The sequence below is a fragment of the Acidobacteriota bacterium genome, assembly GCA_038040445.1.
Lineage (GTDB): Bacteria > Acidobacteriota > Blastocatellia > UBA7656 > UBA7656 > Onstottus_A > Onstottus_A frigus.
Window position 1 is genome coordinate 179,363 of record JBBPIG010000010.1, and the last position, 22,906, is coordinate 202,268.

Sequence of the window (22,906 nt, forward strand, 5' to 3'; positions counted from 1 at the left end):
CGACATGAGTCAATCACACACTCGTAACAAGCTCGCCCTAACACTACTCGCATCAATCGCGCTATGCGTATTCCTCGCGGGGACTCGCGCACAGACCGGTTCGGATGTCCTCAACCGTTTCCAGACAACCGAAGCCATGATCCCGGCGCGCGACGGGGTCCGCTTGCACACGCTGATCTACGCGCCCAAAGACGCGCGCGAGCCGCTGCCCATCATCATGCTTCGAACTCCCTACGGCATAGACGGCCGGGCCGGCGGGGCGTTCGCCGGCTACTTCAAAGACCTGGTCGCCGAAGGCTACATCTTCGTGTTTCAAGATGATCGCGGGCGCTTCAAATCCGAAGGCCAGTTCGTGATGCAGCGCGCGCTCCGCGATAAGCGCGATCAGAAAGCGATAGACGAAAGCACCGACGCATACGACACGATCGCCTGGTTGCTGAAGAACGTGCCCAACAACAACGGCCGCGTTGGGATGCTCGGCATTTCTTATGACGGCTGGCTGACGGTGATGGCCATGCTCGACCCGCATCCGGCGCTGAGAGCTGTCTCGCCCCAGGCATCGCCCGCCGATATGTTTTTGGGAGACGACTTCCATCACAACGGCGCTTTCAGGCTGAGCTACGGTTTCGAATACGCGGCGATGATGGAGACGTCAAAGGTGAGCGAGCAATTCGCCTTCGACCGCTACGACACATACGAGTGGTATTTGAAGCTTGGAGCATTGTCCAACGTCAACCAAAAGTACCTTCACGGAAAGATTCCGAGTTGGAATGATTTCGTCGAGCACCCCAACTACGATCTGTTCTGGCAGCGCCAGGCATTCCCCCTTCAAACGGGCGAGGTGAGGGTGCCTACGCTGAACGTCGCGGGATGGTGGGATCAGGAAGACTTCTACGGCCCGATCAGAATCTACAAAACGCTCGAGAAGAACGACCCGCGCAACCTGAACTTCCTGGTCGCCGGGCCGTGGAATCACGGAGGCTGGAGCAGGGGCGACGGAAGCAAACTCGGCAAGATAGATTTCGAGAGCCCGACCAGCCAGTACTTTCGCGAGAAGGTGCAGGGTCCTTTCTTTGCATACTACCTGAAAGACAAAGGCAAGCTCGAACAGCCCGAGGCGTTAACCTTCGAGACCGGTGCAAACAAATGGACGGCTTATGATCGCTGGCCGCCGCGCCAGGCATCCGAGCGGCGCCTATACTTTCGCAGCGGCGGCAGGCTTGGTTTTGAAGCGCCCGACGCTGACGGCGATTCTGAATTCGACAGCTATGTTTCGGATCCTGCTCATCCTGTTCCATACCGTCCACGCCCGATCGAGCCGACCTATCATCCCGGCGGGTCCGGCTGGTACACATGGCTGTTGGAAGACCAGCGCTTCGCTCATATGCGTCCCGATGTTTTGAGTTGGGAAACTGAGCCGCTTGATAAAGAGCTGATCGTGAGCGGGGACATCACGGCTCACTTGTTCGCTTCAACTTCGGGATCGGACAGCGACTGGATCGTAAAGCTGATCGACGTCTATCCCGAACAATACTCAAAGGACCCGAAGATGAGCGGATATCAATTGATGATCGCCAACGACGTGCTTCGGGGCAGGTTCAGAAAGAGCTTCGAGACGCCGGACCCGATAACGCCGGGGCAGGTGAATTCATACACGATCGACCTGCACGGCAACAATCATCGCTTCCTGAAAGGCCACCGCGTGATGGTGCAGGTGCAGAGCACATGGTTCCCGGCCATCGATCGTAACCCACAGACGTTTGTCGAAAACATCTTCAAGGCGAAGGAGTCAGACTACCAGCCGGCAACGCAACGCGTTTTTCGATCGAAGCGTTATGCCTCACACGTGACTGTGCCGGTGCTTGCGCAGTGAGTCCTGAGTTCATGTGGTTCCGGCTGATCGACAGGCTCTGGCGTCTATGCCCAACTCGTGACGAGGTGGGTATACGCGAAAACCTGACGCGCACGCGTCTGTGTCGGTGACTCCGCTAGTAGAATGACCGGGCACAGACTAACGTCTATGCTACGTGGTGGGTTGGTTTGAGTTCAGAGTACAAGCTTCAGCTTGCTTCTCACGCTCATGCGGCGGAAAGAGCAAGCTGAAGCTTGAACTCTGAACTCAAACTGACCCACTACCCTATGCTACTTCTGCTTGATATTTCGGTGCTCGTTGCATACAAACATTAGTAGGCATGACAGACAAAATACATCCAGGGCAGAGCGAAACTCGAACGCTGGTCGCGCTCGACACCGGAATCGGCGAGATGCCTTTCGGCAAGGAAGAGCTCTTGACCGAAGAGCAAGCTAATGCCAAACGCGAAGCGCTTCGACTCTTTCAGGAGGCTTATGAAGGCCAAATGCGCGGCGATCTGGACGAAGCGGCTAGCCTCTACAGTCAATCGGTCGCAGCGTACCCGACTGCCGAAGCTCACACGTTTCTTGGTTGGACTTACAGCTTCATGAACATGACGGATGAAGCGATCGAGGAGTGCCATCGCGCGACTGAGGTTGATCCGGACTTCGGCAACCCGTATAACGACATCGGCGCTTATCTGATCGAGCAAGGCAATCTGTTCAGCGCGATTCCGTGGCTACAGCGAGCGATGACGGCGCCGCGATATGAGTCTTATTTTTATCCGCACTTCAACCTCGGTCGAGTCTATGAAGCACAAGGACGCGCATACGACGCGCTGCGCGAATACAAGGCGGCGATTGATTTGAATCCGAAGTACGCGCTGGCGCTTCGAGCGTTCCGAAAGCTGCAGGCGAAGCTGAACTAAACAGTTAGGCAGTTTGACAGGATTGGGAAGCGATGTTGCGCGAACTGCAAGAGTAACAGGCTGGCAAATGTGGCGCCACATGGTTCGAGTTGGGCATTCTGCTCGGTCTTCCCTGCGGGTCCGACGGTACTCCTTAGCAAACTCACGGCGAGGAGAGTAGAGTGACGAAGCGTGTAGTGAGGTGACTGGCATGGAAACAAAACCCATAACAATTCGCGTCAGCTCGGAAGCGGCCTTCGCCTACGAAGCAGCGCCAGCGGAGCAAAGGCGCAAGCTCGATGCGTTGCTTAGCCTGAAATTGACTGAAGTGGCGCGGGCTAGGAGACCATTGGAAGAGATCATGAGCGAGATCAGCCGAACGGCTCAAGAACGTGGTCTGACCGCGGACATTCTGGAGTCGATTCTGGGTGAGTAGCGTGCGTTATGTCTTTGATACGAACACGTTGATAAGCGCCTTGTTGTTTGAGCACTCGACGCCCGGGCGGGCCCTTCTCCAGGCTCTGCGGCTTGGAGAGATTCTGTTATCGCAGGCAACTTTGGAGGAGTTGGCGGAAGTTCTTCAACGCGAGAAGTTCGATCGCTATGTGACACCTGCACAACGAGAAGAATTCCTTGAGGCGCTTGTTGAGCGTGCGAACTTCATCGAAGCAACTGAAGAGGTACGCGTGTGCCGCGATACCCGAGATGACAAGTTTCTAGAGGTGGCCATCAGTGGAGGCGCCAGGTATATCATCAGCGGTGATAACGATCTGTTGTCGCTCCACCCGTTCGGCGATGTAGCTGTAGTGACGCCCGCTGAGTTTTTGGCAGCGATCGAGGGAGCCGATGAAGACTGATCTAGATTCGACGCGATAGGATGGATTATGGACGGTTTTAATTCCAGAGGCGGGTGGATCGAAGTAATCACCGGCGGAATGTTCAGCGGCAAGAGCGAAGAGTTGATCCGCCGCATACGACGCGCCGAGATAGCCCGCCAGCGGTCGCAGATTTTTAAACCGGCGATCGACGATCGCTTCGAGCTGAAGCGAGTCATCTCGCGCGACAATCGGGGACTGGATGCCACAGCCGTCAGCAACTCCTCGGACCTTCGCGCTAATATCGTGTTCGGAGTGAAGGTCGTCGGCATCGACGAAGTGCAATTCTTCGATGATGAAATCGTCGACGTGTGCATGGAGCTTGCAGACGGCGGCGTGCGAGTTATCGCAGCCGGGCTTGATCAAGATTACTTGCGCCGTCCATTCGGCCCGATGCCTGCGCTTCTGGCCGTGGCTGAGGACGTCTCGAAGATGCACGCGGTGTGTGTTCGATGCGGGGGACTCGCCCACTACACGCAGCGAGTCGCGGGCGGCAACTCGCAAATCGAAATCGGGGACGGCACCTACGAAGCACGCTGCCGGGTTTGCTACGAGCCCTATCGAGCAGAGAATCAACCCCGCGCTACTGCTGAGCAGATCGAAACCGGGGTGGGCGCTTTTAGCACAGCTAAGGCAGATGACTGAAGATCCTGCTTCGCTAGCGGCCGTTCATCACCTACAGCCCGCGCCTTCTCTCCGCTTTCACAACTGACAATGAACGTATTCGAACTGACCGGGAGACTGATTTCAATCCCTTCAATCAGCGGGAGTGAAAAGGCCGTCGCTCTTTTCCTGGCTGACCATCTGAGCGCGATTGGATTTCAGGTTAGTTTGCAGGACGCTGAGGCCGACAGACCAAATGTCTACGCCCGGCGAGGCCAGCCTGACGTCGTGCTCTCGACTCACACCGATACCGTTCCGCCTTACGTCGAGTTGAATGAAGATGACGACTTCATCTACGGCCGAGGAGCTTGCGATGCAAAAGGCATCATCGCGGCAATGATCAAAGCCGGCGAAGCATTGATCGACGCGCAGGTGACTGACTTTGGTCTGCTCTTCGTCGTCGGCGAAGAAGCCGGCAGCCCGGGCGCGCGCGCCGCCAACGCGATTCCCAACCATTCGCGATACCTGATCAACGGCGAGCCGACGGAGTCAAAGCTGGCGCTCGGCTCGAAAGGCGCTTTGCGAGCCGTTCTAAAGGCAAGCGGCCGCGCGGCTCATTCGGCTTATCCCGAGATGGGCGAGTCGGCGATCGAGAAGCTGCTCGATGTGCTCGACGACCTTCGGCGACTTGAGCTTCCGCGTGACAAGACGCTCGGTGCTACTACGATGAACATCGGAATGATCAAAGGCGGCGTCGCGGGCAACGTCGTCCCGCCCGAAGCAGAAGCCGAGTTGATGTTCCGCGTGGTCGCCAGCACGGACTCGCTCAAGCAGGTTGTTCGAGACACCGTGGCCGCGCGCGTTGAAGTCCAGTACACGTTCGCGTGCGACCCGGTTTTCACAGAGCGGCTGGACGGTTTTGAGACGGCGGTCGTCGCATTCACGACGGATATCCCACTGCTGACGAACTGGGGCAAGCCGTTGCTGTTCGGCCCAGGATCGATACTCGATGCACACACACCCCACGAAAAAATCTCGAAGAGGGAACTCCTGGGGGCCGTCGAGGCTTACAAACAAATGGTGCTGCGATTGAAAGCCGACGGTTGATGGCTGTATGTTTTCTTTGCGGGTTGGCGTCTTCGTTTTTATTGGGTTCGCGCAAAAGCCCGCAGAGACTCGCAAAGGACGCAAAAGACGCGAAGGTCGAGTTGCTATGGCGGAGAGGATTCCAGTCGGAGTACTGGGCGCGACAGGCGCCGTCGGACAGAAGTTCGTTACTCTGCTTGAGAACCACCCCTGGTTCGAGTTAACCGAGCTTGCCGCGTCGGATCGCTCCGCGGGCAAGAGCTACAAAGACGCAACCGTCTGGCGGCAATACAAGCCGATTCCTGAGCGCTTGAAAGACCGAACCGTAAAGCCCTGTGACCCGGCACTCGATTGCCGCGTGGTTTTCTCAGGACTGGACTCTTCAGTCGCCGGCGAAGTAGAAGAGAGCTTCGCGCGAGCGGGCCACCTCGTTCTGAGCAATTCCAAGAACCATCGCATGGATGAGGACGTCCCGCTGCTGATTCCCGAGGTCAACCCGGATCACCTGGATCTGATTAAAGTCCAGCGCGAACTTCGCGGCTGGTCCGGCGCTATCGTGACGAATCCGAACTGCTCGACAATCGGGCTGGTGATGGCGCTTGCTCCAATTCATCGCGCCTTCGGTGTGAAGCGAGTGATCGTCGCAACTATGCAAGCTCTATCAGGCGCAGGCTACCCCGGGCATTCGGCGATTGATATGCTCGGCAATGTGATTCCGTTCATCAGCGGCGAAGAAGATAAAGTCGAGACGGAGCCACTCAAGATAATGGGCGCGCTCGACGGCGACAGGATTCGGTTTGCTGACTGCCGCATTAGCGCGCATACCAATCGGGTCTTCGTCGAAGACGGTCACATGGAATGCGTTTCGCTCGAACTCGACAAGAAGGCTACGCCCGATGACGTCGCAGATGTGCTCGCCCGGTTCAGCTCGCTGCCTCAAGAGTTGAAGCTGCCTTCCGCGCCTGAACGCCCGGTGATCGTTACTGATGAGAAGGACCGCCCGCAGCCGCGTTTCGATCGCGACGCCGGAAACGGCATGAGCGCCGTGGTCGGCCGTATTCGCGAATGCCCGGTGTTTGACATTCGGTTAGTCGTTCTCTCGCACAACACGATTCGCGGAGCGGCGGGAGCTGCAATCCTCAATGCCGAGTTGATGAAGGCGAAGGGACTCTTAGAATAACGGTTCAGGGTTCAGGGTTCAGGGTTCGGGGTTCAGGGTTTCTGGTCTATGGTTTCTAGTTCAGTCTGGTGATCAAAAACCAGAACGGAGACGCCAGAAACCATAAACCAGAAACCCGGAACCCTGAACCCTGAACCACGAACCCGGAACTCTGATCCACGAACCCTGAACCACGAACCCGGAACCTGCCTATGATAGTAATGAAATTCGGCGGCACCTCGGTTGAAGACGCGCCTTCAATCGAGCGCGTGGCTGAGATCATTCGCGCGCGGCTCAGCCTCAAACCCATCGTCGTTGTATCGGCGATGGGGAAGACCACCCGCAAGCTGCTTCAGGCTGCGGAAGCTTCCGCCAGCGGCGACAATCGAACAACCCTCGGTATCGTCGCCGATCTGAAGACTCGTCATATGAGCGAAGCTCGCCGGCTCGTGAAAAGCTCGGACGGCCGCGAAGTCTTCTCGCTCATCGACAAACACTTCGACGAGTTGAAGAAATTGCTCGAGGGCCTCGCGATACTCGGCGAAGTGCCGCCGCGCGGGCTCGACAAGATACTTGCTTATGGCGAACTGCTCTCGTCGGCGGTGTTGACCGATGCGCTTTCGGAGAGAGGCATTCCAGCGCGCTTATTCGATGCGCGTGAGCTGATCAAGACCGATGATCGTTACGGTTCGGCGTCGCCGCTGTTCGAAGACACCAACAAGAGGATTCGCGCAACGATCGGACAGGTTGTCGAAGAGGGCGCGGTGCCTGTCATACAAGGCTTCATCGGTTCATCGCGCGATGGAGCTACGACAACGCTCGGATTCGAGGGATCGGACTACACCGCTACGATAATTGGCGCGGCACTCGATGCAGAAGACATTCAGATCTGGAAAGACGTTGCAGGGCTGATGACCGCGGACCCGGCGATCTTCTCCGGCGCGCGAACGGTCAAAAGTTGTTCTTTCGCGGAAGCGGCCGACCTGACTTACTTCGGCGCAAAGGTGCTTCACCCCAAGGCCATTCATCCGGCCGCCAGAAAAAACATTCCCGTTCACATCTACAACTCGAAGCAGCCGGAAGCGGTTGGCACGACGATCACATCGGACGCGGTGCAGTGCGCGAACCCGATCAAGTCCATAGCATACAAACGCCCGGTGACCATCATTGACGCGACCGCGTCGGCGAGCGCGGACGGGTCGCGCTTCATTTCGGCGCACAATCTGCTGAGCGCGTTTCTCGACGTTCTTGCGAAGCGCCGTATCGAGCCGCTGATCAGTTCAGTCTCAGCCTCGAATGTCGTGGTTGCAATTGATTCTAGAGATCTTCGCCACGGCGGCCGCGACTTGATAGAAGCGATTGCGGACTACGGCGCCGCGATAGCCGAGCCCAATCGCGCAATCGTTTCGCTGGTTGGCGACGGGCTTCGAAGCGACCCGCAGCTTGTCAGCCGGGTGTTCAAAGCAATTGACGAGATTGAGTTGGGAGTGATCTTGAAGGGGTCGTCTCCTCTCACGATGAGCTTCGTCGTCGCCGAAGCGGACGTCGAAACGGTGATTGCCAGGCTGCACGAGGAGTTTTTCCGCCAGCTTGACCCTCGGGTCTTCGCATGACCTTGCGAACCCTTTCGGCACCGAACGTTCATTTCAGCCCGTCAGTTCAGACTAGGCAGTTTCCCGCATCAACGATTAGAATCTGTTCTTCATAAGGGAAAAGTGTTTAACGTTCAGATGTTGATATTAGAGCGAATCAAGTTGGCGCGTATTGTTGCGTTCGCGGCGTTGCTGTCACTGCTCGCCTATTCGCCGGCGGCAACCTCCGCGCCGGCAGTGAAGAATTCCTGGCGGGGCATAACTCCTCTTCGTTCCTCCTCTGAAGACGTGGCTCGGCTAATCGGCGCCGAACCCGATTCTACCGAAGCGATGCTGAGCGGCCCGTTCAAAGTTGAAGGCGGCGAGGTGACCTTCTCATACCTGACGACGAGTCTTGCGAAGATCTACCGAGCGCCTCGTTCGATGGTCGGCAAAGTCTTCACGATATACTTCGAGCCTGGCGCCCCGATGTCGCGCGCCGACTTAACGCTCGCGCCGGGCTTCAAACGCTGCGTCGAAGAGCGCGACAGGACCTTCTACTACTTCGTGAGCGATACCGGCGTGGCGTACCGGTTCTCGCGCGACAGCGACCGCTTGCAAACGATCATCTATCAGCCTTCGCGCGCCGAGGTGCGAAGCCTGGCAGTAAATACTGAGTGTGTGTTTTAGTCATTAGTCAGTAGTCCGTAGTCAGTAGTCCGTAGTTTCGACGCAGGAGACAATGGACTACTGACCACGGACTATTGAGTACGGACCACCGAGCACTGACTACTGACTACGGACCACGGACTACGGACTACGGACTATTCATGAAGCTTGCCTTGTTTGGCTACGGGAAGATGGGGCGGATAATCGAGCAGGCGGCGACGCGCGCCGGCGTCGAGGTGGTTTGCGTGATCGACCCGGTCGCCGGCTCGCGCGGCAAGCTGAGTGACGCCGATGTGTGCGTGGATTTCACAGAGCCGAGCGCGGCGATCGAAAACATCAAAACGGCCGCCGCCGCCCGAGTCGCGATGGTTGTCGGCACAACAGGATGGTACGACCGGTTGGAAGAAGCTCGAAGCCTGGTTGAGGAGAGCGGCATCGGGTTTGTCTACGGCTCGAACTTTAGCGTCGGCGTAAATCTGATGTTCAAGATCACCCGGTATGCGGCTGAACTGTTCAGCGCCTTCCCTTCGCACGATCCGTTTATCGAAGAAGCGCATCACAAGTTCAAGAAAGACGCTCCGTCGGGCACGGCAATTGTTTTGAAGCGCATAGTCGAGGCGGAGTATGATCGCGAAGTCCCGACCTCGAGCACGCGCGCCGGCTACATACCGGGCAGACACACTGTAGGCTTCGATTCCGAGGCTGACACGTTGGCGATCAACCACACCGCGCGCAGCCGGGCGGGGTTCGCGGAAGGCGCTCTGCTCGCTGCGAATTGGATCATGGGACGGAAAGGCTTCTACGAGTTTTCAGAGATCATTGACGAGCAACTGAAAACGAAACCATCAAAGCGTTAACCCACAAGAGGCTTGCGCACATCTCCGATTGAGTCTTTGAAGGGGTCGCTTCGGAGAGGAACCATGGCTGACATTTCAAACTTGAAGGGCTGCGGAACGGCGCTGGTCACGCCGTTCAAAGAAGACCTCTCGATCGACGAGGAGGCGTTGCGGCGCTTCGTCGATTTTCAGATCGCCGGCGGCATTGATTTTCTCGTGCCTTGCGGGACAACCGGAGAGAGCGTGACTCTAAGCGATGCAGAGCAGCGGCGCGTTGTTGAGATCGTCCTTCAGCAAGCCCTCGGCCGCGTGCCGGTGATTGGCGGCGCCGGTGGCAACAACACGGCTCACGTGATCGCGCTTGCGCGCGACTACGAGCGCATGGGCGTTCAAGGCTTGCTTTCGGTATCGCCGTATTACAACAAGCCGATGCAGGAAGGACTCTATCAGCATTTCAAAGCAATCGCCGATTCAACCTCGCTTCCGATCATCGTCTACAACGTTCCGCCGCGAACGAACGTGAACATTCTGCCCGACACCATCGCGCGCCTTGCGGAAATATCGAACATCGTTGGGGTCAAAGAAGCTTCGGGGGATATCTCGCAGATCGCCGAGATCATTACCCGCGTGCCGCCAGAGTTCAAAGTGCTTTCGGGAGACGACTCGATGACGTTGCCGTTGATTGCGCTGGGCGGAGTGGGATTGATCTCCGTGGCGTCTAACGAAGCGCCAGGCAAGATGGCCGCGCTAACCCGCGCGTGTCTGGAAAACAACTGGGACGAAGCGCGACGCTTCAACCGCGAGATGTTCGCGCTGATGAAGGCGAACTTCATCGAGACTAGCCCCGGACCGGTGAAAGCGGCGCTTGCGATGATGGGCAAGGTCAAAGAGGTTTATCGCTTGCCGATGGTGCCCGTGAAGCCCGAGACGAGAGAGAAGCTGCGAGCGGTGCTGGTCGAGTTGAACTTAGTCCTGGCCGGCGATTGATTTATGCAAGTGTGTGATTGATAATCAGCCAATGACTCGCGTAAGCATAGAGCAAATAAAGAGCGATCTTGCCGCATACCTCCAGCGGGTCGAGGATGGAGAGACGCTTCTAGTTATGCGCTCAGACAAACCAGTCGCGGAACTCAGGCCGGTCGCGAAGGAATCTGCGCGCCAAAGACGTCCTTTCGGGCTCTGCGCCGGCGAGTTTACAGTTCCAGATGACTTTGACGCACCGCTGCCTGAAGAGATACTTGCCGACTTTGAGGGAAGATGAGGCTTCTCTTAGACACTCATATCTTCCTGTGGCACATACGAATAACGTCCTGAGGCGATGACATCCGTTATGGAGCTAGCGGAAAAGATTCAACAACTCTTCGACCATCCACCCGACGAGTTCACCGATGAACATCGCGCGGTGTTCAACGAGTTCAAACGGAAACTCAACTCCGGCGAAGTGCGCGCCGCCGAAAAAGTCGAGGGCCACTGGAAGGTCAACGCCTGGGTGAAGCGCGGCATTCTGCTCGGCTTCCGAATGGGGCGCATAGAAAACTTCTCGATCAACAATCAATTCCGCTTCTACGACAAAGACACTTATCCGTTGCGCCGCTTCGTGGCTACTGACGGCATTCGCGTAGTACCCGGCGGCTCTTCGATTCGGGACGGCTGCTACATCGGCCGAGGCGTTACATGCATGCCGCCGATGTTCGTCAATGTGGGAGCCTACGTCGACGATGGAACTATGATCGACTCGCACGCGCTGGTTGGTTCATGTGCGCAGATAGGCAAGCGAGTGCACCTGTCGGCAGCCGCTCAGATCGGCGGCGTGCTCGAACCGATAGGCGAGCTGCCGGTCATCATCGAAGACGACGTGCTGGTCGGCGGCAACTGCGGAGTGTATGAAGGCACGATCGTTCGCGAGCGAGTGGTGCTTGCATCAGGGACGATCTTGACCGGCGGTACTCCGGTGTATGACCTTGTGAACGATCAGTTTTATCGCAAGACGGCCGACGCTCCTCTTGAGATTCCCGCGGGCGCCGTCGTCGTGGCGGGCTCTCGCGCGATCACTAAGGGGCGTGGTCCGGAGCTGGGGCTTTCGATTTATACGCCGGTCATTGTGAAGTACAGAGACGAGAAGACCGATGCTTCAGTCCGGCTCGAGGATTATTTAAGGTAGGCTTGAGTATTATTTGCGATAGGCTTGAGGATCATTTTGGTAGGTCAGAAAGAACAGTCGCAACGGAAAGAGCGTTGAGAAGGATCACAGGTTGGGAAGGGTGGTTTACCCCCGCTCTTCATGGGATCAAATGCAGAATCCGGGAGCGGGGGTAAACCACCCTTCCCAACCTGTGATCCTGCACTGTGTTCCCTATTCGCGACTCTGACTTCAGACTTCTGACTTTCGACCAGCGATGTTCATACCAGCGGAGCGACTTCAAAACATTCGCAAGAGCGCCACCCGAGTGCTCTACGACAGCGCGCCGCCCGGCTCGATCAACCTCGGATTGGGCGAGCCCGATTTTCGCACCCCGGAAGTCGTCCGCCGCGAAGCGATTCGCGTCATTCAAGAAGACCAAATCGGATATACGACGAACGCGGGTATCCTCGCGCTGCGCGAGAAGATTGCCCAGTACCACAGCGAAGCTCTGCCTTCACCGTTCACCGCAAAATCGGTCTGCGTCACCACCGGCGCCGAAGAAGCTTTGTTCGCCGTGATGATGGCGATCCTCGGGCCGGGGGATGAGGCGCTGCTGCCCGATCCCGGCTACATCGCTTATCCGGCGATTGCCCAGATCGCCGGCGCTGATGTGCGTTACTACACGACTCCGGCCGCGGGCGGGTTCGTGTTCGACCGCGCGAGTTTCGAAGCCGCGATGACTGACAAGACAAAGCTGGTTGTTATCAACTCACCGGCAAACCCAACCAGCCGCGTGATCTCGCGCGACGATCTGGGCTTCATAGCCGAGCGGCTCTCTCGATCGAACGCATACTTGCTCGCGGACGAAATCTATCGCGACATCTACATCGACGAGCGTCCGGCAGCCGTCTCAGAGTTCTGCGACAGAACGATCATCGTCTCAGGGCTCTCAAAAATGATGAGCATGACCGGTTGGCGATTGGGCTGGGCGGCCGGGCCTGAAGATGTGATCGGCCACGTCACCGTGATGCACCAATATGTTTCGACCTGCGCGTCGGCAGTGACACAAAAGGCCGCGCTCGCCGCGTTCACCGACGAGGGACGCAAAGCAACAAGCACGATGCGCGACGAGCTTCGGCGGCGGCGAGATGTTATGGCGCGCGCCATCGAGCGAGACGTTCAGCTTCCGTACATCCAGGGCGAAGGCGCGTACTACATCATGCTTGACGTGTCGCGACACGGACCCTCGATGAATACGGCTATGGCGTTGCTCGATGACCGAGTGATCACCGTGCCCGGCTCAGCATTCGGCTCCGCAGGCGAAGGCTTCTTAAGGCTGTCGTTTTCAATCGAGGCGCCGTTAATCGAAGAAGGCATCCGGCGCATTGCAAAAGGTCTCGGCAAGAGATAGAAAGCAGATCGCACGGTTGGTACGGATCATCAGAGAAACGAAAGGCAAACACATGAAGACCAGGACAACGATCGGGGCACTGCTGGCGATCCTCACTATCGCCGGCGCACAGCATGCAACGCAGGCCGAAGCCCAGGTTGACGCAGGCCAGCTAAACGGGGCGGCGTTTCGCATCGAGATTCCAGCCACGTGGAACAAAGGTCTGGTGATGTACTGTCACGGCTACGAGCTTGCCGGACTGCCGCCCTTAGACTTGAACGACCCGCAAACAAAGGCCTTCCGGGAAGTTTTCCTTTCGCGAGGCTTCGCCTTTGCGCAGTCGGCGTACAGCACGAAAGGCTGGGCGGTGAAAGAAGCCATCGAGGACACCGAAGCCTTGCGCCGCTACTTCGTCGCGAAGTACGGGCAGCCTCGCGAGACTTTCGTCACCGGACATTCGATGGGCGCGGTGATTACCATCGCGACCCTCGAACGCTATCCCGAAATCTACGACGGCGCGATGCCGATGTGCGGTCCGTTATCACCGGCGCTGGACTTCTTCGAGGATCGAGTGTTCGACATGCTGGTGACCTTCGAATATTACTTTCCCGGAACCATAGGATCACCGATCGATGTTCCGGGTGATTTCAAGTTCAGCTTCACGGGGTCGGACAAGGTTCGCGAAGCGCTCAAAGCATCGCCTGAGAAGGCAGCGATGTTCGCGAAACGCTACAACGTGACGCTCCTCGAGCTTCCTGGGGTTATGAGCTTCTGGCAAGCGATCGTCAAGGAACTGAAGCAGCGCACGACAGGCAATCCGTTTGACAATCGCAACACGATCTACAGCGGCTTCGATGATGACGTGATGGTGAACCGCGGGGTCAAGCGCTTCGCCGCCGATACAAAAGCGCGAGAGTACATCCGCCAGTACTACACGCCGACGGGCCGCATTGCCGATCCGGTGCTGACAGTGCACACAACCTACGATCAGTTGGTGCCCGCGCGCGATGTGGCGTATTACGACGTGACCTCGGGCGCCGCCGGCACCGCCGATTTCTTCGTCGCAAAGTTCGTAGTCGCCAGAGGGCACTGCAGCATCAGCCCTGCCAGGACCGGGGCCGCTTTTGACGCTCTCCTGGCGTGGGTGCGCGACCACAAGCGCCCTTCTTCGGGTGAGATTCAGTGAGTGATGCGTGATGCGTGACGCGCGTGATGCGTTGTGCGTGAAACGTGATGCGTGACCGGACAGTCGAGACGATTCATGTTGCTCCGGTCACGCATCACGCATCACGTTTCACGCATAACGCATCGTTTCACGCGTCTTGTCCCGCCTATCCCCGCCGAAACGGCATCTGTTAGACTTTCGTTTCCACCATATGGAAACGAAATCAAGACTCAAGCGCGTCGCGATCCACATTGCCGGCTGGGGCTTCATACTTCTCGGCATCGTTGGTCTTGTCCTGCCGATACTTCAGGGCATTCTATTCATACTAGTAGGCCTCTTGATCTTGTCGAGCGTTTCGCCGTGGGCCGCCCGGTTGCTTGATCGAATCAGAAAGCGGTTTCCGCGGATAAGCAACCAGTTCGACCAGGCGAAGTCCAAGGCGAAAGCGGTGCAAGCCCGGATATCCGCGAGGTTCGATGGGGCGAAATCGAAGGCGAAGGGTGCTCACGCTAAAATCTTCAGGAAGAAGCCAGGGAGGGGCGCCACGGCGGGACGCCCGTAAAAGTTCATAACCTTTCGAGCGACTGAGTACCAGTTGCCAAGGAGGACTCGTGATTCGGAATGCCGCTCTTCTCAGCTTTATTCTCCTGACTGCTTCCGCCGCCTTTGCTCAAGTGGTTTCATCCAGCGATGCTGCGAAAAAGCTTCACGCGCTGTTTGAAGACGACTGGCAGTGGAGCCTGGAACAGTATCCCGAAAGCGCGACGCTGCTGGGAGACAATCGCTACAACGATCGGCTTACCGATTTTTCATTCGAGGCAATCGAGCGGCGCAAAGCGCACGAGCGAGAGATGCTCGATCGAATTCAGAAGCTTGAACGGTCCCAATTCGCCGGACAGGACGTCATCTCATACGACCTGTTCCTTCTGGACAAGAAGCTCAACGTCGAAGGTCAACGCTTCCCCGCCGAATACATGCCGATCGATCAAATGAACGGCGTGCAGATAACTCTCGGTCAACTCGCCGGTTCAACACCGTTCCGCAACGCGAAGGACTACGAAAAGTATCTTGCGCGGTTGGCGGCGTTTCCGAGACAGATTGACCAGTTGATCGCGCTGATGAAACGGGGCATCGAGACGAAATGGGTCCCGCCCGCGGCGCCTCTTCGATCTGTCCCCGCTCAAATCGAAGGTCAGATCACGGACGATCCAACAAAGAGTCCTCTGTTCAACCCGTTGGCTCGCTTTCCCAATGACATTCCCGCGGCCGAGCGCGCGAGGCTCAGCGAGTCCGGCAAGAGAGTGATCGGCGAATCGCTGACACCGGCGTTGAAGAAGCTGGATGCGTTTTTCAAAGAGACTTATCTGCCCGCTTGCCGTAAGGACATCGGCGCTTCATCGCTCCCTGGTGGCGAAGCGTTCTATCAGTACGCGATTCGCCGGCACACAACGACCAGTCTGACGGCGAGGGAGATTCACGAGATCGGAAAGCGCGAGGTCGCTCGCATTCGAAGGGAGATGGAAGCGATCATTCTTCACGCCGGATTCAAAGGATCGTTTCAGGAGTTTCTGACATTTCTTCGAACCGATCCACGCTTCTACTACACGAAGCCTGAGGACCTGGTAGCCGGGTACAGCTACATCGCGAAACAGGCGGACGGTAAATTGCCTCAGCTTTTCGCCGAGCTTCCGCGAACGCCGTACGGGGTGAGAGTGATTCCCGACTACGAAGCGCCCGCGCAGACGACGGCTTACTATCAGCCGGGCGCGGCCGACGGGTCGCGCGCCGGCGTTTTCATGATCAACACCTACAAGCTGAATATGCGGCCGAAGTACGAAATGGAAGCGCTGACGCTGCACGAATCGGTGCCGGGCCATCATCTGCAGATCGCTCGCGCGCAGGAGCTGAAGGGGTTGCCTGATTTTCGCCGCAACGCCCTCTACACGGCATACGTCGAGGGCTGGGGATTGTACGCCGAGAGTCTCGGCGGCGAGATGGGCCTCTACGCCGATTCTTATTCGAAGTTCGGGCAACTGACCTATGAGATGTGGCGCGCTTGCCGGCTGGTCGTCGATACGGGCATGCACGCGCTTGGTTGGGGCCGTCAGCAGGCGATTGACATGATGAAAGAGAACACGGCCAAGACGGAAAACGATATAGTCGTCGAAGTCGATCGCTACATCGTTTGGCCTGGCCAGGCGCTCGCTTACAAGATGGGCGAGTTGAAGATCAAGGAACTTCGGGCCAAGGCAAAGCGGGAACTTGGCGAGCGATTCGATGTTAGAACATTTCATAATGCAGTGCTTGACGACGGAGCGCTGACGCTGGACTTGCTGGAGTCGCGCGTCGATGAATGGATCGCGGCGCAGAAGAGGAAGGAATAAAATGAACACGCACAGTTTGCGAACCGTCCCGGCTGGTCGAGGGCTGGCACTGTTTGTTCTTCTCAATCTGATCGGGTGCTCGAGCACCACTCATTCGGACGTGGCGAACGTGGCGAACGTGGCGAACAACAATCAGCCTTCTAACAGGGACACTGCTATGGAAGACCAAAAGAAACCTGCCGGCGACGACGTGGACACCCGGCTTGTGTCAGCCAACACGAGATTCGGGTTCAAGCTGTTTGCAGAGATCGCGAAACAAGACGCCGGCAAGAACGTGTTTGTTTCACCCGCAAGCGTCGCGTCCGCGCTCGCGATGACCTACATCGGCGCGGTGGGCGAAACGAAAGAGGCGATGGCTCGCGTGCTCGAAACTCAGGGGATGACTCACGCCGAATTGAATCAAGCCTACGCTCAGTTGAAGGCAGCTCTCGAGAGTCCGGACCCAAACGTCCAACTGAGCATCGCCAACTCGCTCTGGGCAAAGAAAGGCATCACGTTCAACCCTGACTTCCTTCAGAGGAACAAGCAGTTTTACGGCGCTGAAGTGACTGCGCTCGACTTCGGCGATCCCGGTGCAGCCAAAACGATCAACTCGTGGGTTGCCGACAAGACAAAAGGTAAGATCGACAAGATCGTCGACAACATCGATCCGCAGTCCATTCTATTCCTCATCAACGCGATTTACTTCAAAGGGAAATGGGCTGACGAGTTCGACAAGGCGAAGACCAGAGAAGAGGCTTTCACAACCGCCGGCGGCCAGCAGAAGCGTCATCCGATGATGCATCAGTCGGGCAAATACCGCTATAGCGAAGGCAAAGACTTCCAGGCGGTCAGCCTGCCCTATGCCGCCGGCCGCGTAAGCATGTACATCTTCCTTCCCGCGAAAGAGACGAGCCTGGTCGAGTTTCAAAAGAACCTGACCCCGGCGACCTGGGAAGCGTGGATGAAAGAGTTCCGGGAGACGCCCGGTGAAATTGCGGTGCCGCGCTTCAAGATCGAGTACGAAATCGGGCTCAACGACGCGCTGAAAGCTCTGGGGATGGGAGTCGCGTTCGATCCCGATCGCGCGAACTTCACCGGGATTGTTCAGGGCGCCCAAAACGCTTTTATCAGCCGGGTCAAGCACAAGACCTTCGCGGAGGTAAACGAGGAAGGCACAGAAGCGGCGGCGGTGACTTCGGTTGAGATGAGCGTGACTTCGGCGATGCGGCCACAAAAGAGTTTTCGGATGATAGTCGATCGCCCGTTCTTCTGCGCGATCAGGGACAATAAGACCGGCACGGTCTTGTTCGTGGGCTCGATCACCGACCCGATTTAGCATGCGCAGTTCATATGGACTGCGGCGGCACCTTGCTACACTTCGCTCGGGCGACACCTACGACGCCGCTTTTGCTTCGCAGGCGAGACGGTCCGCTTTCAAAGAGCGATTCAGAGCCAGCTCAGCGGGGCAAGCCCACCAACTGTGAATCAACCTTCCGAAACATTCTTCGCTGCAGTTGGCGATGTTCACGGGCATCATCACCAAATGGTCCGCCTGATCCGCGACTGGGAATCGCAGACCGACAACGAAATCGCATTCGTGCTTCAGGTCGGCGACTTCGAACCCCACCGGGACGATGCGGATCTCGAGACCATGGCTGCGCCGGCCAAGTATAAAATCCTCGGTGACTTTCCGGATTTCTACTCGAGCAAGTCTGATTTTCCGTGGCTCATTTACTTCATCGGAGGCAATCACGAGCCTTATGGCTTTCTCGACCTGACGACGGAAGGCGGGCGGATCGCGGAAAACTGCTTCTACATGGGCCGGGTTGGCGCGGCCGATGTTCATGGGCTCAAAGTCGTCGGGCTGTCAGGCGTCTACAGCGAAAACAAGTTCACGGAAGCGCGGCCCCCCGCAGCGGATTTCAAAAGCGCAGTGGATTTCAAAAGAAGGTCAAACAAGGACTACATCTACTTCACCAAAGACGACGTGGATCGCGCGCTTGATTACGGCAGCGCTGATATCTTGCTCTTGCATGACTGGCCGGCCGGCATCATCGCCGAAGCGGACCGAGGCCTGTTCCACCAGCAACGGCGCAGCATCAACTACCACAGCGTCGGCAACGAATATGCGCGAATCCTGGTAGAGCTCCTCTCACCGCGGCTGGTCTTGTGCGGGCACATGCACAAGAAGTATCGCAACCGAATCACGTTGAGATCCGGAGCCCTTATCGATGTCTGCTGCCTTTCCAACGTCCAACAAGGGCAGGATTCAGTTGCGTTCTTTCGGATTGGCGAAGACGGCGCGATTTCAGAGATCACCGGCTAGGGCTCGTCACGGCTGGTTCATCAGACGCTAAGCCTGGCCTCTCTTTTACAACTACGCATCGTGGGCGTTTTGGCTTACGTCATGTAGAATGGCTTCAAATTTCTTATCAAGGAATCGGACGGCTAAGTCGATGGACCTAGTGTTATATCCCAGAGCTGCCCAGGGCGATCGAATTCGAGTGTGGATCGGGGCATTCCAGGCAACTGCAGCGCCCGCATTGTCGTGGTTCCTGGATGGCGTCGCGACGCAGCCGGTCGCCTTAAGGCCGATCTCGAGCGCGCGCCCGGACGAGTTACTACCCGAGAATCCCGAAACGATCCCGAGGGTTTTCACAGGCGTCTACGAGTTCACCGGTCTTGCGCCGGACAGCTTCCACAGAATTTCCGTTGAAGCCGATGGAGTCGCGGGCAGGCTTGATACGCGAACCCTGCCGAATTCTGTGCCGGCGGAAATCGACCGATGGTTCAACGTGCTTCTGGTCTCCTGCCATCACGCGGCTGAAGACCGCGGCGGGCTTTCCGGAATCATCGTTTCTAAATTGAAAGCTGTAAGCGAACCCCACCTGACAATTCTCGCCGGCGATCAGGTTTATCTAGGTCGCACGCGTTCCTTTTGAAAACAGCGAAGAATGTTACTGCGAGTCCGGTGTACGAGATCTCGCTTGAGCCGCAGGCAGGATTCGGATTTCCGACTCCCACGAACGGAGTTCAGAAGGGCAAGCTCAGCCACTATCGGGATCCTGCCCGGTATCCTAACATCGCGACGCTGGGTGTTCCCGTCCCGGAATAAGAAGTGCTCAAGGCGCTCGAGCGTTTTCAGATGCAACGCGCGGTGCTCGACGCGGTTGACCTGGTGGTGAGGTGGCTGGCGTTCGCGTGGGGCGTAGCGCACAACGGCAACCCGTTGCTGGACGGCCAGGGCATTCCTTCAGCCGCCGTGCTTGAAATAGTCTTCGGCGCCGCGGGCTTCGACCTTACGCCTGGGCTTGAAAGCCGCTCGAGTTGCCCTGAAGCCATCTGGCAAGCGGCGAAGTGGTGGCACGAGTACTACCAGCGCGATCAGGGCGCGGCGCTCACCGGCGCATACTACACTCCACACTCGATCTTTGAAGAATAAGACGGCAACGGCCGAGCCCAAAAACCAACGAAAAAGCAACCTGGCCAGAAAGCTTGGCACTCCCGCCTGAAAAGTCGATCCATCTTAGGTCGGGGCATACACATTCTGCTGCTGATACCGGCTTCTAGCTCTAAGCGGCGTCTGTCGCTCTAAGCGGCGTCTTGACAATTTAACGCCCTTGACAACACTTTGGTGGATTTCGTAAGATCCCGCTAGTGGATAGCGGGTTTCCGCTATCGGCGCCACGTCTCCTTGAGACGGGGCGCTTTCAGTTTTTAGGGGGTAACGCCGCACTTGACTCGGTGCGCATCGATTCTTTCCCTGATGTCGGAGTCCGGAAAAATCTTCACACCAAACTTACCCATAAGGCCGTCTCCTCGAAAATAAATTTTCTTGCTAAATAGATCCCAGCGCTTCGGAGTATCAACGCACTCACTGCGAATCCACTCGAACAAGTCGCGTGCGAACATATCAGCAATTTCCATAGGGTCAGAACCGCTCTTAGGCCTAAACGTCAATCCGGGTTCAAGCCATAATCGAAAGGAATTACCGGCCACCCACTGGGAGCCATCCACAAGCACTCTCGCATACTCTAGCTGATGGGTAGCATCCTCTAAGGTGCCCTGACTCTCGAAGATTACGCTAGACAGTCGTGGGGTGCTTTGAGAAGACAAGAAATCAACATACCGTTCAAGCAACAGCGTAATCGCGAGCGCGTAAACGTCAGTCGGAAGATAAGGATCTAAGCCTACGTCGACGAACTGCCGCTGGAACGCTTCTTTGCGTACGCCAACGCCAAACACTTGAAAGTCCGTTGTCTCCAACAGGTTTTCAATTGCCCTGTCGAATTTTTCTTGTCGCGCTATATCATTCCCAAATGCAAACCAATCTCTTCGCTCGCGCATTTGTGGTTCGTGAAGGGTAATGTCAGTTTTCCTGAAAAACTGTAGCTTTATCTCATCTGCTGCTGCCTTATAGTCATCAGTCTTTTCTTCCGCAATAGTAATCCCGGCAAGTGAAAAATACGTCGGCCGGGGTGGTAAGGGGTGTTCCGGGTTCGATTTGCCACCTTCGTCAATATGTAGCACGCTTCGGGGGCGTTCGGCGAGAATCGAACGACGTGTGGCGGTCTTGAACCGGTTCCGCTTTTCAATTCGTCCGTAGCTCCGCTGGAGCTCGATTGTCTCTTGCCTCGCTATTTCTTTAACCAGTTCGGTGCAAGGCTTCGTTTCGCCATTCGCTCGCTTCAAGAGCACTTCTAAAGTGCGAGCCACTGTACCGGCTTCGGCCAGCAACAAAGCGCGTTGCCTCGCCAGCCGTCTGCCTTTGGGATCGCCTGGCGGCTTTAAGGAGTCTGACATAACCGGCAATATAACACAGCGACGTGCGTAGGCACATGCCGACTATCGCAGGATTCCTTACTTTGAAAGTGAGCGATAGACTAACGGCTTTTGGGGCAAAATCACCATTTGCCAAGATGTCGAGAATCGCTGTTACTTCTACTTTGGGATACTTTTTGGCAAGGTCGGCGGCAACCTATCTTAGGGGGTGTCCGGGCTTCAGCCGAGTCTTGAGAAGAACGTTACCACTGGTCCCTATAGAACAGGTCTTCATAACTCTCGCGGCGGCGAATGACTCTCACTTCGCCTGATTCTTTCACCATCACCGCTGAAGGTATCGGACGGCCGTTGTATTGCGAGGCTTGATCGAGCGCGTAGGCTCCGGTGTTCAGCAACGCAAGCAGCTCCCCTGCGCCTGTACCCTCCGGCAGCAACCGGTAGTTTGGAAGCCGCGTCCCCTGCTCGATGTCAAAGTAGACATCTCCCGAATCGCATAAGGGACCGGCCACCTTGTAAGGAGTACCGTGTTCGTCACTGGCACGCGAGGCCGAGATCAGGTGGTAATACCATTTGTACATAGCCTGCGAAAGCACAAGCGAGTAGCCGGCATCGGTAAGGAGCCACGTATCGCCCGTCTCCGGTCTTTGCTTGACGTTGCACACTCGCGTGAGCACGAGTCCGGTGTCGCCCACGATCCGGCGTCCAGGCTCGAACACGATGGTCACGCCTTCAAGCAATCCTGTTTCGTGTTCAACGCGAGCCTCTGTGAAAGCCGCCTCGAGCACTGTTCGCGGGTCAAGCTCAGCTCGAAGCATCTGCCGCTCGCGCTCTTCGATATCAGCGGCCATTGGATTGTCCGACAGGTAATTTACCGGAAGCCCGCCTCCGATATTGACGTGACTCAATCGATGGCCGGTCTTTTTGTAGAGATCGACCAGGAACGTCCACATCTCGGCGAACGCTCGCGCGAACGGGTGTGCGTCGGGCGTTTGTGACCCCACGTGAATGTGCACGCCTGCGAGGTTGATCGAGTCTTTCGCTTCAAGCGCGCGCTTGAATGCTTCTTCGATCTGCGAAGGCGAGAGACCAAACTTCGAAGATAGCAGCCCGGTCTGGAGCCCAATGTGCGAGCGGGTAATTATCTCGGGCACGATGCGGATCGCGACGTTGGCGCGCTTCTGAATCGAGCGAGCGACTCGCGCGACCTGATCGAGTTCGTAAAGCGAATCGATGTTGATCGCCAGTATGCCGTACTCGATAGCATCGCGAATCTCCTCGTCGGTCTTCGACACGCCGTTGAACACTATTTGATCGGGACCGAAGCCGATGGTCTTCGCTTTGAACAGCTCGCCGCCGGAGTTGACCTCGATGTCACCGCCCGCCCGGCGCACCGCGTCGAGAACCGCCATGTTTGAGTTAGCTTTTGACGCGTAGCAGATCTTCGCTCGAGGATGGACCGCTTCAACGGCGGCTCGGAGGTTACGAACGTTCCCGGCGATACGCTTTTCCGAGAACACGTATAG

24 protein-coding genes are annotated in these 22,906 nt (G+C 57.0%); 22 read left to right on the forward strand and 2 right to left on the reverse strand.

Going from position 1 to position 22,906, the window contains the following annotated elements; genetic code table 11:
• Positions 1 to 4 precede the first annotated feature (4 nt).
• From AABO57_13415 to AABO57_13520, 22 genes are all read left to right on the forward strand, one after another.
• Positions 5 to 1,873 (forward strand): CocE/NonD family hydrolase, encoded by a 1,869-nt coding sequence (locus AABO57_13415; protein ID MEK6286731.1) that lies wholly within the window; start codon positions 5 to 7, stop codon positions 1,871 to 1,873.
• 319 nt (positions 1,874 to 2,192) lie between these two features.
• Entirely contained in the window at positions 2,193 to 2,780 is a 588-nt protein-coding gene (locus AABO57_13420) for a tetratricopeptide repeat protein (GenBank protein MEK6286732.1), read from the forward strand.
• Positions 2,781 to 2,970: 190 nt separating this feature from the next.
• A complete protein-coding gene (locus tag AABO57_13425) occupies positions 2,971 to 3,195 on the forward strand; it encodes a hypothetical protein (protein ID MEK6286733.1) in 225 nt (74 codons plus the stop codon).
• The gene (locus tag AABO57_13430; protein ID MEK6286734.1) at positions 3,188 to 3,616 is read left to right on the forward strand and encodes a putative toxin-antitoxin system toxin component, PIN family; all 429 of its coding nucleotides are present in this window, start codon (positions 3,188 to 3,190) and stop codon (positions 3,614 to 3,616) included. The genes AABO57_13425 and AABO57_13430 overlap by 8 nt, the downstream gene beginning before the upstream one ends.
• A 27-nt stretch (positions 3,617 to 3,643) precedes the next feature.
• Positions 3,644 to 4,279, forward strand: coding sequence for a thymidine kinase (locus AABO57_13435; GenBank protein MEK6286735.1), 636 nt, complete (start codon positions 3,644 to 3,646; stop codon positions 4,277 to 4,279).
• A gap of 69 nt (positions 4,280 to 4,348) precedes the next feature.
• Positions 4,349 to 5,344, forward strand: a complete 996-nt coding sequence (locus AABO57_13440; protein MEK6286736.1) for a M20/M25/M40 family metallo-hydrolase — start codon at positions 4,349 to 4,351, stop codon at positions 5,342 to 5,344.
• A gap of 106 nt (positions 5,345 to 5,450) precedes the next feature.
• Complete coding sequence (gene asd, locus AABO57_13445; protein MEK6286737.1) at positions 5,451 to 6,503, forward strand: aspartate-semialdehyde dehydrogenase; 1,053 nt, start codon at positions 5,451 to 5,453, stop codon at positions 6,501 to 6,503.
• 191 nt (positions 6,504 to 6,694) lie between these two features.
• Positions 6,695 to 8,095: an aspartate kinase gene (locus AABO57_13450; protein MEK6286738.1), complete on the forward strand. Its 1,401-nt coding sequence runs from the start codon at positions 6,695 to 6,697 to the stop codon at positions 8,093 to 8,095.
• A 102-nt stretch (positions 8,096 to 8,197) separates the two neighbouring features.
• Positions 8,198 to 8,743 carry a hypothetical protein gene (locus AABO57_13455; GenBank protein MEK6286739.1) on the forward strand — a complete coding sequence of 182 codons (546 nt, stop codon included), beginning with the start codon at positions 8,198 to 8,200 and terminating at the stop codon, positions 8,741 to 8,743.
• A 140-nt stretch (positions 8,744 to 8,883) separates the two neighbouring features.
• The gene (locus AABO57_13460) at positions 8,884 to 9,579 is read left to right on the forward strand and encodes a dihydrodipicolinate reductase C-terminal domain-containing protein (GenBank protein ID MEK6286740.1); all 696 of its coding nucleotides are present in this window, start codon (positions 8,884 to 8,886) and stop codon (positions 9,577 to 9,579) included.
• 63 nt (positions 9,580 to 9,642) lie between these two features.
• Positions 9,643 to 10,545: a 4-hydroxy-tetrahydrodipicolinate synthase gene (gene dapA / locus AABO57_13465; protein MEK6286741.1), complete on the forward strand. Its 903-nt coding sequence runs from the start codon at positions 9,643 to 9,645 to the stop codon at positions 10,543 to 10,545.
• 31 nt (positions 10,546 to 10,576) lie between these two features.
• Entirely contained in the window at positions 10,577 to 10,819 is a 243-nt protein-coding gene (locus tag AABO57_13470; GenBank protein ID MEK6286742.1) for a type II toxin-antitoxin system Phd/YefM family antitoxin, read from the forward strand.
• Positions 10,820 to 10,888: 69 nt separating this feature from the next.
• Entirely contained in the window at positions 10,889 to 11,719 is an 831-nt protein-coding gene (locus AABO57_13475) for a 2,3,4,5-tetrahydropyridine-2,6-dicarboxylate N-succinyltransferase (GenBank protein MEK6286743.1), read from the forward strand.
• Between the two features lie 235 nt (positions 11,720 to 11,954).
• The gene (locus AABO57_13480; GenBank protein ID MEK6286744.1) at positions 11,955 to 13,091 is read left to right on the forward strand and encodes a pyridoxal phosphate-dependent aminotransferase; all 1,137 of its coding nucleotides are present in this window, start codon (positions 11,955 to 11,957) and stop codon (positions 13,089 to 13,091) included.
• Positions 13,092 to 13,143: 52 nt separating this feature from the next.
• The gene (locus tag AABO57_13485; GenBank protein MEK6286745.1) at positions 13,144 to 14,256 is read left to right on the forward strand and encodes a DUF6351 family protein; all 1,113 of its coding nucleotides are present in this window, start codon (positions 13,144 to 13,146) and stop codon (positions 14,254 to 14,256) included.
• A gap of 190 nt (positions 14,257 to 14,446) precedes the next feature.
• Positions 14,447 to 14,797 carry a PGPGW domain-containing protein gene (locus AABO57_13490; protein MEK6286746.1) on the forward strand — a complete coding sequence of 117 codons (351 nt, stop codon included), beginning with the start codon at positions 14,447 to 14,449 and terminating at the stop codon, positions 14,795 to 14,797.
• A 49-nt stretch (positions 14,798 to 14,846) separates the two neighbouring features.
• Positions 14,847 to 16,619 carry a DUF885 domain-containing protein gene (locus AABO57_13495; protein ID MEK6286747.1) on the forward strand — a complete coding sequence of 591 codons (1,773 nt, stop codon included), beginning with the start codon at positions 14,847 to 14,849 and terminating at the stop codon, positions 16,617 to 16,619.
• Between the two features lies 1 nt (position 16,620).
• Positions 16,621 to 17,937: a serpin family protein gene (locus tag AABO57_13500; protein MEK6286748.1), complete on the forward strand. Its 1,317-nt coding sequence runs from the start codon at positions 16,621 to 16,623 to the stop codon at positions 17,935 to 17,937.
• Between the two features lie 144 nt (positions 17,938 to 18,081).
• Positions 18,082 to 18,927, forward strand: a complete 846-nt coding sequence (locus AABO57_13505) for a metallophosphoesterase (protein ID MEK6286749.1) — start codon at positions 18,082 to 18,084, stop codon at positions 18,925 to 18,927.
• A gap of 130 nt (positions 18,928 to 19,057) precedes the next feature.
• The gene (locus AABO57_13510; GenBank protein ID MEK6286750.1) at positions 19,058 to 19,543 is read left to right on the forward strand and encodes a hypothetical protein; all 486 of its coding nucleotides are present in this window, start codon (positions 19,058 to 19,060) and stop codon (positions 19,541 to 19,543) included.
• Positions 19,540 to 19,716 carry a hypothetical protein gene (locus AABO57_13515; protein ID MEK6286751.1) on the forward strand — a complete coding sequence of 59 codons (177 nt, stop codon included), beginning with the start codon at positions 19,540 to 19,542 and terminating at the stop codon, positions 19,714 to 19,716. Before AABO57_13510 ends, AABO57_13515 begins: the two co-directional genes overlap by 4 nt.
• 3 nt (positions 19,717 to 19,719) lie before the next feature.
• Positions 19,720 to 20,043: a hypothetical protein gene (locus AABO57_13520; GenBank protein MEK6286752.1), complete on the forward strand. Its 324-nt coding sequence runs from the start codon at positions 19,720 to 19,722 to the stop codon at positions 20,041 to 20,043.
• A gap of 275 nt (positions 20,044 to 20,318) precedes the next feature.
• On the opposite strand, the gene AABO57_13525 is transcribed toward AABO57_13520, so the two are convergent.
• Positions 20,319 to 21,341, reverse strand: coding sequence for a hypothetical protein (locus tag AABO57_13525; GenBank protein ID MEK6286753.1), 1,023 nt, complete (start codon positions 21,339 to 21,341; stop codon positions 20,319 to 20,321).
• Positions 21,342 to 21,625: 284 nt separating this feature from the next.
• The coding region (gene lysA, locus AABO57_13530) for a diaminopimelate decarboxylase (GenBank protein MEK6286754.1) at positions 21,626 to 22,906 on the reverse strand (1,281 nt) is incomplete at its 5' end.

What these genes read in the sequence shown, in the direction of transcription:
- AABO57_13415 (MEK6286731.1), top strand. Translation starts at nt 5, where the DNA reads ATGAGTCAATCACACACTCGTAACAAGCTCGCCCTAACACTACTCGCA.
- AABO57_13420 (MEK6286732.1), top strand. Translation starts at nt 2,193, where the DNA reads ATGACAGACAAAATACATCCAGGGCAGAGCGAAACTCGAACGCTGGTC.
- AABO57_13425 (MEK6286733.1), top strand. Translation starts at nt 2,971, where the DNA reads ATGGAAACAAAACCCATAACAATTCGCGTCAGCTCGGAAGCGGCCTTC.
- AABO57_13435 (MEK6286735.1), top strand. Translation starts at nt 3,644, where the DNA reads ATGGACGGTTTTAATTCCAGAGGCGGGTGGATCGAAGTAATCACCGGC.
- AABO57_13440 (MEK6286736.1), top strand. Translation starts at nt 4,349, where the DNA reads ATGAACGTATTCGAACTGACCGGGAGACTGATTTCAATCCCTTCAATC.
- asd (MEK6286737.1), top strand. Translation starts at nt 5,451, where the DNA reads ATGGCGGAGAGGATTCCAGTCGGAGTACTGGGCGCGACAGGCGCCGTC.
- AABO57_13450 (MEK6286738.1), top strand. Translation starts at nt 6,695, where the DNA reads ATGATAGTAATGAAATTCGGCGGCACCTCGGTTGAAGACGCGCCTTCA.
- AABO57_13460 (MEK6286740.1), top strand. Translation starts at nt 8,884, where the DNA reads ATGAAGCTTGCCTTGTTTGGCTACGGGAAGATGGGGCGGATAATCGAG.
- dapA (MEK6286741.1), top strand. Translation starts at nt 9,643, where the DNA reads ATGGCTGACATTTCAAACTTGAAGGGCTGCGGAACGGCGCTGGTCACG.
- AABO57_13470 (MEK6286742.1), top strand. Translation starts at nt 10,577, where the DNA reads ATGACTCGCGTAAGCATAGAGCAAATAAAGAGCGATCTTGCCGCATAC.
- AABO57_13475 (MEK6286743.1), top strand. Translation starts at nt 10,889, where the DNA reads ATGGAGCTAGCGGAAAAGATTCAACAACTCTTCGACCATCCACCCGAC.
- AABO57_13480 (MEK6286744.1), top strand. Translation starts at nt 11,955, where the DNA reads ATGTTCATACCAGCGGAGCGACTTCAAAACATTCGCAAGAGCGCCACC.
- AABO57_13485 (MEK6286745.1), top strand. Translation starts at nt 13,144, where the DNA reads ATGAAGACCAGGACAACGATCGGGGCACTGCTGGCGATCCTCACTATC.
- AABO57_13490 (MEK6286746.1), top strand. Translation starts at nt 14,447, where the DNA reads ATGGAAACGAAATCAAGACTCAAGCGCGTCGCGATCCACATTGCCGGC.
- AABO57_13500 (MEK6286748.1), top strand. Translation starts at nt 16,621, where the DNA reads ATGAACACGCACAGTTTGCGAACCGTCCCGGCTGGTCGAGGGCTGGCA.
- AABO57_13510 (MEK6286750.1), top strand. Translation starts at nt 19,058, where the DNA reads ATGGACCTAGTGTTATATCCCAGAGCTGCCCAGGGCGATCGAATTCGA.